This window comes from Kitasatospora sp. NPDC001309 (assembly GCF_042896295.1).
In the GTDB taxonomy this organism is placed as follows: domain Bacteria; phylum Actinomycetota; class Actinomycetes; order Streptomycetales; family Streptomycetaceae; genus Kitasatospora.
In genome coordinates, this window is the sequence record NZ_JBIAXC010000048.1 from 63,763 (window position 1) to 74,799 (window position 11,037).

The 11,037-nt window shown below is 72.8% G+C and carries 10 protein-coding genes; 7 read left to right on the forward strand and 3 right to left on the reverse strand.

Going from position 1 to position 11,037, the window contains the following annotated elements:
• Positions 1-35: 35 nt before the first annotated feature.
• From ACFY2K_RS35100 to ahcY, 5 genes are all read left to right on the forward strand, one after another.
• The gene (locus ACFY2K_RS35100) at positions 36-1,421 is read left to right on the forward strand and encodes a phosphomannomutase/phosphoglucomutase (RefSeq protein ID WP_387716669.1); all 1,386 of its coding nucleotides are present in this window, start codon (positions 36-38) and stop codon (positions 1,419-1,421) included.
• A 98-nt stretch (positions 1,422-1,519) separates the two neighbouring features.
• On the forward strand, positions 1,520-1,702 hold the full coding sequence (locus ACFY2K_RS35105) for a Trm112 family protein (protein WP_375895850.1): 183 nt from the start codon (positions 1,520-1,522) through the stop codon (positions 1,700-1,702).
• An 82-nt stretch (positions 1,703-1,784) separates the two neighbouring features.
• Positions 1,785-3,041 carry an SIS domain-containing protein gene (locus ACFY2K_RS35110; RefSeq protein WP_387716671.1) on the forward strand — a complete coding sequence of 419 codons (1,257 nt, stop codon included), beginning with the start codon at positions 1,785-1,787 and terminating at the stop codon, positions 3,039-3,041.
• 18 nt (positions 3,042-3,059) lie between these two features.
• A complete protein-coding gene (locus ACFY2K_RS35115; RefSeq protein WP_375895846.1) occupies positions 3,060-4,037 on the forward strand; it encodes a cation diffusion facilitator family transporter in 978 nt (325 codons plus the stop codon).
• Between the two features lie 372 nt (positions 4,038-4,409).
• The gene (gene ahcY / locus ACFY2K_RS35120; protein ID WP_375895843.1) at positions 4,410-5,858 is read left to right on the forward strand and encodes an adenosylhomocysteinase; all 1,449 of its coding nucleotides are present in this window, start codon (positions 4,410-4,412) and stop codon (positions 5,856-5,858) included.
• Positions 5,859-5,999: 141 nt separating this feature from the next.
• Here the strand turns inward: ahcY and ACFY2K_RS35125 are convergent, their stop codons facing one another.
• Both ACFY2K_RS35125 and ACFY2K_RS35130 read right to left on the reverse strand, forming a co-directional pair.
• Positions 6,000-7,073: a hypothetical protein gene (locus tag ACFY2K_RS35125; RefSeq protein WP_380593450.1), complete on the reverse strand. Its 1,074-nt coding sequence runs from the start codon at positions 7,071-7,073 to the stop codon at positions 6,000-6,002.
• Positions 7,070-7,582, reverse strand: coding sequence for a SigE family RNA polymerase sigma factor (locus ACFY2K_RS35130; RefSeq protein WP_380525661.1), 513 nt, complete (start codon positions 7,580-7,582; stop codon positions 7,070-7,072). The genes ACFY2K_RS35125 and ACFY2K_RS35130 overlap by 4 nt, the downstream gene beginning before the upstream one ends.
• A 110-nt stretch (positions 7,583-7,692) precedes the next feature.
• Between ACFY2K_RS35130 and ACFY2K_RS35135 the strand changes: the two genes are divergently transcribed.
• Positions 7,693-8,322 (forward strand): hypothetical protein, encoded by a 630-nt coding sequence (locus tag ACFY2K_RS35135; protein ID WP_375895836.1) that lies wholly within the window; start codon positions 7,693-7,695, stop codon positions 8,320-8,322.
• A 43-nt stretch (positions 8,323-8,365) separates the two neighbouring features.
• On the opposite strand, the gene ACFY2K_RS35140 is transcribed toward ACFY2K_RS35135, so the two are convergent.
• On the reverse strand, positions 8,366-9,379 hold the full coding sequence (locus ACFY2K_RS35140) for an RDD family protein (protein ID WP_380525662.1): 1,014 nt from the start codon (positions 9,377-9,379) through the stop codon (positions 8,366-8,368).
• A gap of 243 nt (positions 9,380-9,622) precedes the next feature.
• On the opposite strand from ACFY2K_RS35140, the gene ACFY2K_RS35145 reads away from it, so the two are divergent.
• Entirely contained in the window at positions 9,623-10,627 is a 1,005-nt protein-coding gene (locus tag ACFY2K_RS35145) for a stage II sporulation protein M (RefSeq protein WP_375895831.1), read from the forward strand.
• Positions 10,628-11,037 lie beyond the last annotated feature (410 nt).

Consider the following 11,037-nt stretch of genomic DNA (forward strand, 5'->3'; position numbering starts at 1 on the left):
CGTATCGATCAGCACAGAACCAGGGTGGAGCCGCAGTGCGCGACCTCAAGCAGCTCGTGAAGGCGTACGACGTCCGAGGTGTCGTCCCGGACCAGTGGGACGAGAGCCTGTCCCGGGCCTTCGGCGCCGCGTTCGTGCAGGTCACCGGCGCGACCGCGATCGTGGTCGGGCACGACATGCGCCCCTCCTCGCCGTCGCTGAGCCGGGCCTTCGCCGAGGGCGCCGCGGCCTACGGCGCCGACGTGGTCGAGATCGGCCTCTGCTCGACCGACCAGCTCTACTACGCCAGCGGCAAGCTCGACCTGCCCGGCGCGATGTTCACCGCCAGCCACAACCCGGCCCAGTACAACGGCATCAAGCTGTGCCGGGCCGGCGCCGCCCCGGTCGGCCAGGACACCGGCCTGTCCGAGATCCGCGAGCTGGTCGAGTCCTGGACCGCCGAGGACGACACCGTCACCGTCCCGGCCAAGGACGTGAAGCCCGGCGGGCTCTCCGCCCAGGACACCCTGCGCGGCTACGCCGACCACCTGCTGGGCCTGGTCGACCTCAGCGCGATCCGCCCGCTGAAGGTCGCCGTGGACGCCGGCAACGGCATGGGCGGCCACACCGTGCCGACCGTCTTCGACGGCCTGCCGATCGAGCTCGTCCCGATGTACTTCGAGCTGGACGGCACCTTCCCCAACCACGAGGCCAACCCGCTCGACCCGAAGAACCTGGTCGACCTCCAGGCCGAGGTCCGCAAGGTCGGCGCCGACATCGGCCTGGCCTTCGACGGCGACGCCGACCGCTGCTTCGTGGTCGACGAGCGCGGCGAGCCGGTCTCCCCGTCCGCGATCACCGCCCTGGTCGCCGCCCGCGAGATCGCCCGCGCCCAGGCCGCCGGCGAGGCCGAGCCGACGATCATCCACAACCTGATCACCTCCTGGACCGTCCCCGAGGTGGTCCGCGAGCTCGGCGCCGCCCCGGTGCGCACCCGGGTCGGCCACTCCTTCATCAAGCAGGAGATGGCCGACACCGACGCCGTCTTCGGCGGCGAGCACTCCGCCCACTACTACTTCCGCGACTTCTGGCGCGCCGACACCGGCATGCTGGCCGCGCTGCACGTGCTGGCCGCGCTCGGCGGGCAGCAGGGCACCCTGTCCGAGCTGACCGCCGAGTACGACCGCTACGCCGCCTCCGGCGAGATCAACAGCACCGTCGCCGACCAGGCCGCCAGCACCGCCGCCGTCCGCGCCGCCTACGCCGGCCTGGAGGGCACCACGGTGGACGAGCTGGACGGCCTCACCGTGGCCGGCCCGGACTGGTGGTTCAACCTGCGCGCCTCCAACACCGAGCCGCTGCTGCGCCTGAACGTCGAGGCCAAGGACCCGGCGCGGATGGCCGAACTGCGCGACGGCGTGCTCGCCGTCGTGCGCGCCTGACCGGACCGCGCCTGACCGGAGCGCACCGTGCCCCGGCCGGTAGGGTTGCCTATCGGCCGGGGCACCTCCGTGCCACCACCGAACTTTGGAGAGCCCCCATGAAGCTCGAATCCTTCCTGCTGGAGATCCTGGTCTGCCCGCAGTGCCGGGCCGCGCTCGCCGAGGGCGGCACCGAGGAGCAGCCCGAGCTGCTCTGCACCGGCGCGGACTGCGGCCTCGCGTACCCGGTCCGCGAGGGCATTCCGGTCCTCCTGGTGGACGAGGCCCGCCGCCCGGCCTGATCCTGTTGGGGCCGACCAGCCCCGGGGCCGACCGGCCCGACCCGCGCCCGCCGCCCACACAGGACAGCCGGAGGCCCGCCGCATGCTCGACGACACCCTGCTCGACGATCCGGCCGCCCTCCAGCGCGCCGACCACGACCGCGCCCTGCTGGCCCTGGCCGGCGCCGGCGCCCGGGTCCGCACCGCGCTGCGGCAGGCCGACGCGGCCGGCCTCGACCGGCTGCGCCCCGACGGCCGCCCGCGTGCCGTCCTGGTCGCCGGGCACGGCAGCGCCCTGACCGCCGCCGAGATCCTCGCCGCGCTGGCCGGGACCGCCGTCCTGGTCGTCCCGCTGCCGCCGACCGAGGCCGTCGCCCCGCGCGTCGACCGGGCGGCCGGCGCCCCGCCCGCCTTCACCGCCGGGCTCGGCTGGCAGCTGCCCGGCTGGGCCGGACCGCTCGACCTGCTGGTGGTCAGCTCCGCCGACGGCGGCGAGCAGGGCCTGATCGGCCTCGCCGAGCAGGCCTACGCCCGCGGCTGCTCCGTCGTCGTCACCGCCCCGCCCGGCAGCCCGCTGGCCGAGGCCGCGCTGCAGGTGCGCGCGCTGCCGCTGCCGTACGTCGGCACGGTGCTGCCCGACGAGGGCCCGCCCGCCGCACCGGCCGCCGAGCCGGACCTGCCGGCCGAGGACCCGGCCGCGCTGTGGTCCCACCTGACCCCGCTGCTGGCGCTGGCCCAGAAGCTCGGCCTCACCCAGCTGCCCTACGACGCGCTGCCGGCCGTCGCCGACCTGCTGGACACCGCCGCCGTGCGCTGCCGCCCGGACGCCGCCGCGTACACCAACCCGGCCAAGGGCCTGGCCGCCCGGCTGGCCGGGACGGTCCCGCTGCTGTGGGCCGAGGGCCCGGTCGCCGGCGCCGCCGCCTCCCGGTTCGCCGCCCAGCTCGCCGAGCGGGCCGGCCGCCCGGCGCTGACCGGCGCGCTGCCGCAGGTGCTCACCGCCCACCGCGGCATGTTCACCGGCCAGTTGGGCGCGGGCGCCGACCCGGACGACTTCTTCCGCGACCGGGTCGAGGAGCCCGACCCGCTGCACCTCCAGGTGCTGCTGCTGCGGCACGTCCCCGAGGCGGGCACGCCGGACCCCGGGCAGGAGCAGGACGGCCCCGCCGAGGTGCCCGAGGACGACGAACGGCCGCGCAGCTTCGGCGTGCGCCGCGCCCACCGGCTGGCCGCCGCCCACGACGTACGGCTCACCGAGTACGCGAGCACCCTCGCGGACCCGCTGCACGCGCTGGCCGACCTGATCACGCTGACCGACTTCGCCGCCGTCTACCTGGGGCTGGCCGCCGCGCAGTCCTGAGGCCGCTACTCTCTGCCCATGAGCACAGAGGGCGGGACGAAGGCACTGGTCGCGGCGTTGTCCGCCAACCTGGCGATCGCGGTGGCCAAGTTCACCGCCTTCGGCTTCACCGGCTCCTCCTCGATGCTGGCCGAGGGCGTCCACTCGGTGGCCGACTCCGGCAACCAGGTGCTGCTGCTGATCGGCGGCAAGCGGGCGCGCCGCGCGGCGGACGAGGAGCACCCGTTCGGGTACGGGCGCGAGCGCTACGTGTACGGCTTCCTGGTGGCGATCGTGCTGTTCAGCGTCGGCGGCCTGTTCGCGGTCTACGAGGGCTGGCACAAGGTCAACCACCCGGAGGCGCTGGACTCCTGGGGCTGGGCGGTGGGCGTGCTGGTCTTCGCCGTCGCGATGGAGGGCTGGTCCTTCCTGACCGCGGTGCGCGAGTCCGCCAAGGCCAAGGGCGGCCAGGGCTGGGTGCAGTACATCCGCACCGCCAAGGCGCCCGAGCTTCCGGTGGTGCTGCTGGAGGACACCGGCGCGCTGATCGGCCTGGTGCTCGCACTGCTCGGCGTCTCGCTCACCGTGATCACCGGCGACGGCGTCTGGGACGGCGTCGGCACCCTGTGCATCGGCGTGCTGCTGGTGGTGATCGCGGTGGTGCTCGCGCTGGAGACCAAGTCGCTGCTGCTCGGCGAGTCCGCCGACAAGGACTCGGTGCGGCGGATCCGCGCCGCGCTGGTGGACGGCGAGGCGGTCACCGGGGTGATCCACATGCGCACCCTGCACCTCGGCCCGGAGGAACTGCTGGTCGCCGCCAAGATCGCCGTCAACGCGGAGGACAGCGCCGCCCGGGTGGCGCGGGCCATCGACGCGGCCGAGGAGCGGGTCCGCGCCGCCGTCCCGATCGCCCGGGCGATCTACCTGGAGCCGGACGTCTACAGCGCCGAGAAGGCCGCCGCGGGCGAGGACCCGGCGGCCACCCCGGGCGGCCCCGGGCCGGGCGCCGCGCACTGACGGACCGTCCGGCGGGCCGGTCCGGCGGGGGCCGGCGGCGGTCGGGCAGGGGTCCTGCGGCGGCTGGGCGGCGGCCGGATCCGGCCGCCCAAATCAGTCATCCGCGGACGCCCGGTGGGGCCATCGGTGTAGATTCGTCACCAGAGCCAGAACGTCGCTGCTGATGGCGGTCGATCGGCGGTCCGCACCCGTAGGGTGTGCGCCGGTCGAGGGAGAGAGGTCCTCCGACGGTTTGTGCTGCGCAGCAGGGAGCCGGTCCGCCACCACGGGATCCGGCGGCCCCGGCGTAGCCGTGCACCCGTACGGCCCGCCATGCGCACCGCACATCCGGACCTCGGCCCGTGCCCCACCCCATCAGCGAGGAGCAGACGCATGTCGACCGACATCACCGGTGACTTCAAGGTCGCCGACCTTTCCCTGGCGCCGTTCGGCCGCAAGGAGATCCAGCTGGCCGAGCACGAGATGCCCGGCCTCATGTCCATCCGCGCCGAGTACGCCGCCGCGCAGCCGCTGGCCGGCGCCCGGATCACCGGCTCGCTGCACATGACCGTCCAGACCGCGGTGCTGATCGAGACCCTGACGGCGCTCGGTGCCGAGGTCCGCTGGTGCTCCTGCAACATCTTCTCCACCCAGGACCACGCCGCCGCCGCCATCGCGGTCGGCCCGGAGGGCACCCCGGAGAACCCGCAGGGCGTGCCGGTCTTCGCCTGGAAGGGCGAGACCCTGGAGGAGTACTGGTGGTGCACCGAGCAGGCGCTGACCTGGCCCGACGGCAAGACCCCGAACATGATCCTGGACGACGGCGGTGACGCCACCCTGCTGATCCACAAGGGCGTCGAGTTCGAGAAGGCCGGTGCCGCTCCGGACCCGTCCACCGCGGACAACGACGAGTTCCGGATCATCCTGGAGCTGCTCAACCGCACGCTCGTGGAGACCCCGAACAAGTGGACCGAGGTCGCCGCCACCATCAAGGGCGTGACCGAGGAGACCACCACCGGTGTCCACCGCCTGTACGAGATGCACCGTGACGGCCAGCTGCTGTTCCCGGCGATCAACGTCAACGACTCGGTCACCAAGTCGAAGTTCGACAACAAGTACGGCTGCCGCCACTCGCTCATCGACGGCATCAACCGCGCCACCGACGTCCTGATCGGCGGCAAGGTCGCCGTCGTCTGCGGTTACGGCGACGTCGGCAAGGGCTGCGCCGAGTCGCTGCGCGGCCAGGGCGCCCGCGTCATCGTCACCGAGATCGACCCGATCTGCGCGCTCCAGGCGGCGATGGACGGCTACCAGGTCGCCACCCTGGAGGACGTGGTCGAGACCGCCGACATCTTCATCACCACCACGGGCAACAAGGACATCATCATGGCCTCGCACATGGCCCGGATGAAGCACCAGGCCATCGTGGGCAACATCGGCCACTTCGACAACGAGATCGACATGGCCGGCCTGGCCAAGCTCGACGGCGTCGTGAAGACCGAGGTCAAGCCGCAGGTCCACGAGTGGCGCAAGGCCGACGGCCGCACCATCATCGTCCTCTCCGAGGGCCGCCTGCTGAACCTGGGCAACGCGACCGGCCACCCGTCCTTCGTGATGTCCAACTCCTTCGCGAACCAGACGATCGCCCAGATCGAGCTGTTCACGAAGACCGAGGAGTACCCGATCGGCGTCTACGTGCTGCCGAAGCACCTGGACGAGAAGGTGGCGCGCCTGCACCTCGACGCGCTGGGCGTGAAGCTGACCACCCTGTCCCAGGAGCAGGCCGACTACATCGGCGTCCCGGTCGAGGGCCCGTACAAGGCGGAGCAGTACCGCTACTGATGCGGTGAGTCGCCGCTGACGCGGTGATCGGCGAACGCCGGTGGCCGGCACCCCCCGTGGGTGCCGGCCACCGGCGCGTTCGGCGCGTGGTCGGTCGTCCGGTCGTCCGGTCGTCCGCCGAGAACGGCCGTCCGGTCGTTCTCAGCGGACGAACACGTCGGTGGTCCAGTCGCGTTCGTCCACACCGATCGGCTCGGTGCGCGAGAGCAGCCCGGACAGTCCGCCGATCTCGTCCAGGGCCGGCGGCGTGCCGCCCCCGTACACGGCGGCGCAGATCCACACCCCGTTCCGGGACTGGCAGGTCGGGGCGGGGCTGGGGTGCCCGGTCGGCATCGTGCCGGGCTCGTCCGTGTCCGGTCGCAGTTCGAGGGTGACGGTCCTTCCCTGGACCTTGAAGTTCAGGTAGAGGTTCCAGGCTCCCCGGCCTTCCGGGTCCGGGCGGGAGAGCTGCACCATGTCGGGTGTTCCGAACTCCTCGGGCAGGTTGGTGAACTGGACCGGCAGCGGGACGTCCCGGTGTCCGTACCGGACGCCGTTGGCCACCCTGAGCAGCACGTCGCGACCGGTCTGCTCCGGGGTGCCGTTGCTCGCGGCGAGCTCCGCCCAGCGGCCCGAGGGGGTCAGCCAGCGCAGTGACCACGTCTGCGTCCCGCTCGGCAGGTTCGCCCAGTAGGCCGTCCGCCCGTTGATCGGGGGGGCGTCCTCGCGCACCAGGTGGATGTCGTACGGGGGCGACTGGGGGTTCAACGGCGGCTCGACCCCGGCCGGGTAGAGCTGGAGGTTCAGGCGCGGGATGCTCCGGCCGGTGTCCTTGTTCGCGGAGTAGAGGCCCTTGGCCTGGATCTCGCGGTCGATCCGGCCCGGTTGGTCCACCCAGTCGGGCAGCCAGCCGTACGAGACCTCGGTGCTGAGCGGGTCCGAGGCGGCGGCCGGGGCGGTGGTCGACGTCGGGGTCGGGGTCGGGGCCGGCGTCGCGGTGACCGCCGGGAGGGTCTGCACCGCCGGTGCCGTGGTGCCGGGCCTCATCAGCATCGTGGCCGTGAGTGCGACGGCCGCCACGACGGCCACCGCGCCGGCCGTGGCCCGGTACCGGCGCTGCAGGCGGGCCCGTCCACGGGTGATGGACGTGGTGATGTCGAAGGCCGCGGGCGGGGCCGGCTCGTCGGCCAGAGCCGACAGGGCGATGCTCAGCTCACGGTGATCGGTGGCGGTCATGACGTCCTCTCTGCAAGGGCCGGGACGAGAACGAGACTGCGGCGGAGGGTCTCCAGGGCGCGCGCGCTCTGGCTCTTCACGTTGCCGGAGGAGCAGTTCAGCGCCTCGGCTGCCTGGTCGATCGACAGGTCGCAGTAGTACCGGAGCACGACGGCCGCGCGCTGGCGCGGCGGGAGCGCCGCCAGGGCCTTGCGCAGGTCGAGCGAGACGTCCAGGTCGATGCTCGTGGCCGCGATGTCCGGATCGGTGCCGGTCCGTACCGTCCGGCGCCACCAGGAGGTGCGCTGCTCGGCGAGGAACGTGTTCACCAGCGTCCGGCGGGCGTAGCCGTCCACGTTCGTCGCGCGGCTCGCCTTCGCCCAGTGCACGTACAGCTTGGTGATGGTCTCCTGCACCAGGTCGTCGGCCCGGTGCCAGTCCCCGCACAACAGATAGGCGACCTTCCGCAGCCAGCCACTCCGTGAAGCCACGAACTCCGTGAACTCCGCGTCGCGTGTCTGCTTCGCCATCTGCACCCCCTCTCGTCGTGGCGGCGGCGCGTCTCCCGCGCCGTCCGACCCTCTGATGCGGGCACCGGCCCGGAATGTTGCACCGGACGCCGGTGCGTAGGCTTTCGGGCATGCCCAACGGTCGGTACTCGCTCCATGACACCCATGACCACGTGCTGCTCGGCGAGGAGCGGTTCAGCTGCGCGCCTGGGGCGGCCGGCTGGCGGTACGTCTCCAAGACCTACGCACCCGACGGGCAGGTGATCGGCAGCGTCGACCTGACGCTGGACTCGCGGGCCCGGCCGTTGCGGATGGAACTGCGGGCCGGCGGCTGGCAGGTGCGCGGCGGCGCGGTGGACGGGGTGGCGTGGGTCCGCACCGACGCGGCCGACCCGGGCGGCGAGCACGCGGCGGAGGGGCACGACCGGGCGCACGGCTTCGCCGGACGCTCGCCGGGCTTCCTGGTCGCCACCGCCCGGATGCTGCGGCTGCGGGAGGGGGCGAGCGCCCGGGTGCGGCTGGTGGCGTTCACCGAGCCGGTGCTGGCGCCGCGCACCTTCGACCAGGGGTGGCTGCTGGAGGGCGTGGACACCCACGCGACGGACTCGGGGCCGCTGCTGGTCGAGCGCTACCAGGTGGCGGACCTGGAGACGGGGGAGCAGCAGGTGGTGCACCTGGCCGGGGACGTGGTGCTGGCGGCGGCGGGGATCGAGCTGGAGGAGCTCCAGTCGCCGCCGAACGCCTGGCCGGTGGGGGAGTAGGGGCGGGGCGCCCAGGCAGGGGCGGGGTTCAGGCGGGTGAGGTTCAGGCGGGTGGGGCGAAGCCTGCGTCGGGAGCGGGCGGGGTCGGCTGCGAGGGCTTGACGAAGGACGGGGCCGCGGGGGCGGCCGGCGTCGGGACCGGTGCCGGGACCGCTACCGGGGGCGTCGCTACGGGCGCGTGCGCGTGCGCCGCGGGCACGCCGAGGACGCGGTGGGGGCGACCGTCGGCCGTGGGGGCCTGGGCGACGGCCGGGTGCGGGGCGGGGGTCTGGACGGGGGCCGCGGCCATGAACCGCTGCTGGGCGCGCATCCACTCCCGGCGCTGGCGCTCGGTGAGCACCGCGCCCAGGTAGGCCGCCGGGTGCAGTCCCGGCGGAATCGGGTTCCCGATCCGGCCGGCCAGGTCCTCGGCCAGCCCGGCGGCCATCCGGAAGGACACGCCTGGCTCCAACTGGCCCACCCGGACGAGCAGTTGACGGATCGCCAGCCAGAGCGGCTCGGGCACCGCGGACAGGTCCATCGCGACCAGCTCACGGCCCATGTCGTGCAGCAGCTGCGGGTGCACCGGGGGCAGCGGGCCGGCCGCACCGGCTCCGGCCGGAGTGCGCTCGCGGACCACGACCGTCCCGGCGAAGATGTCGCCGAGCCGCTTGCCGTCCGCGTTCAGCGTGGAGGTGATCACGGCCGGGGCGCCGGTTATCGCGATCAGCTCGAAGAAGCCCACCAGCCCGCGCACCAGCGAGTGCCGGAACCGGACCGGGCCGCCGTCGGTGCGCACCACCCGCAGTCCGAGCGCCGCCTTGCCGACCGAGCGCCCGCGGCTGAGGGTCTCGATCATCACCGGCAGGGCCACCAGGAAGAAGACCGTCATCCCGAGCATCGTCGCGGCCAGCGCCGCGCTGTCCAGGCCGGACAGGGCGATGCTCAGCACCAGCGTCGACACGAACAGGGCGGCGAACTCGATGAGGAGGTCGAGCACGATCGCCAACGCCCTGCTCGGAAGCTTCGCCGTCTGCAGGTCGAGGACGACCGCCTCACCCGTCACCAGGTCGCTCAAGACACCTGTCCGTTCACGCTCATGCGAGCAGGTGGGAGCGCACGTGGATCGGCCCCCACTGCCCGCTCTCCGCAGTCTGATCCGCAGCCGCAAACATACGGCGCCCGGTGGTCGCACGGGAAGTGAGATCCCGGCGGCCGGGGCGGCGGCGGTTCCTGGCATGCTGGGCCCGCACGTGTCCGTACGTACCTGCCCGACCCGCGCACGCGCGCCTCGCGCCATCGCCGACCATGGAGCCGCCGAATGGACCTGGACGTCTTCGTCGCCACCCACCAGGGGGAGTGGGCCCGGCTGGACGCCCTTGCCCGTAGGCGCCGGCTCAACGGGGACGAGGCCGACGAGCTGGTCACCCTCTACCAGCGCGCCACCGGCCACCTGGCCAAGGTGCAGGCCGCCGCGCCGGACCCGGCCCTGGTCGGCCGGCTGACCGGCCTGGTCTCGCGGGGCCGCAGCGCGGTGACCGGCGCCCGCACCAACGGCTGGCAGGACGTCGCCCGCTACTACACGGTGAGCTTCCCGGCCGCGCTGTACCGCGCGCGCCGCTGGTGGATGCCGGTCGCGGCGGTCTCGATGGTCGTCACCGTGCTGATCGCCTGGTGGATGGCCACCCACCCCGAGGTCCGGAACAGCCTGATCGCGCCGGACGACCTGCGCGAGCTGACCCGCCCCGGCGGACAGTACGAGGCGTACTACTCGGACCGGCCGGCCAGCTCCTTTGCGGCCCAGGTCTGGACGAACAACGCCTGGATCGCCGTGCAGTGCCTGCTCTTCGGTATCGCGCTGGGCATCCCGGTACTCGTCGTGATGTGGGTCAACGTGGTCAACCTCGGCGTCGGCGTCGGGCTGATGGCCTCGGCCGGGCGGCTGGACGTCTTCCTCGGCCTGCTCATCCCGCACGGCCTGCTGGAGCTGACCACGGTCTTCGTGTCCGGCGGCCTCGGCCTGCGCCTCGGCTGGACCCTCATCGACCCCGGCCCGCGCACCCGCGCGGTGGCACTGGCGGAACAGGGCCGCTCGATCATCGGCATGGGAATCGGGCTGGCGACGGTGCTGGCCGTGGCCGGCGTGCTCGAAGCCTTCGTGACGCCGTCCGGCCTGCCGACCTGGGCCCGCATTTCCATCGGAGTCGTGGCGGAGGCGGCGTTCCTCACCTATGCGCTGGTCCTGGGCCGGAAGGCCGCGGCGAGCGGGGAGTTCGGCGACGTGGACGCGGCCGACCGGGCGGACCTGCAGCCCGTCGCGGCCTGAGCCGTGGTGATCAACAGGCCGTTGACCTGCTAGTCTTCTCGCATCCCGACCAAACCATTGACGTGGTGTGGGTGGGCTAGTAGGTTTGAACGGTTGGGAGCGACTGGACAACGGTCGGGCCCGGGCGTTAGTGTCTACGACACCGCCGAAATCGAGGCGAGCGCGTTTCACGAAATGCGCGCCCTCCGATGAAGCAAATCCCACGGACGGAACACTCCGAAAGCTTTGATAAGCTTCGGAACGAAGTTCGCAGGAAATCCCGCCAGCGGGAATCGGATGAATGAAACTCCGGAAAACGGAGCGGAAAACATCTGGTAAGCTGGAAACACGAAAGAACGAAGCGCCCGGAGGGCCCGCTGGAAGGCGGTCCGAAGGAAGCGTCCGTTCCTTGAGAACTCAACAGCGTGCCA

Bases quoted from the DNA above. Each gene is read 5' to 3' on its own strand.
- ahcY (WP_375895843.1), top strand. From the start codon at position 4,410: ATGTCGACCGACATCACCGGTGACTTCAAGGTCGCCGACCTTTCCCTG.
- ACFY2K_RS35105 (WP_375895850.1), top strand. From the start codon at position 1,520: ATGAAGCTCGAATCCTTCCTGCTGGAGATCCTGGTCTGCCCGCAGTGC.
- ACFY2K_RS35115 (WP_375895846.1), top strand. From the start codon at position 3,060: ATGAGCACAGAGGGCGGGACGAAGGCACTGGTCGCGGCGTTGTCCGCC.
- ACFY2K_RS35125 (WP_380593450.1), bottom strand. From the start codon at position 7,073: ATGACCGCCACCGATCACCGTGAGCTGAGCATCGCCCTGTCGGCTCTG.
- ACFY2K_RS35145 (WP_375895831.1), top strand. From the start codon at position 9,623: ATGGACCTGGACGTCTTCGTCGCCACCCACCAGGGGGAGTGGGCCCGG.
- ACFY2K_RS35110 (WP_387716671.1), top strand. From the start codon at position 1,785: ATGCTCGACGACACCCTGCTCGACGATCCGGCCGCCCTCCAGCGCGCC.
- ACFY2K_RS35130 (WP_380525661.1), bottom strand. From the start codon at position 7,582: ATGGCGAAGCAGACACGCGACGCGGAGTTCACGGAGTTCGTGGCTTCA.
- ACFY2K_RS35135 (WP_375895836.1), top strand. From the start codon at position 7,693: ATGCCCAACGGTCGGTACTCGCTCCATGACACCCATGACCACGTGCTG.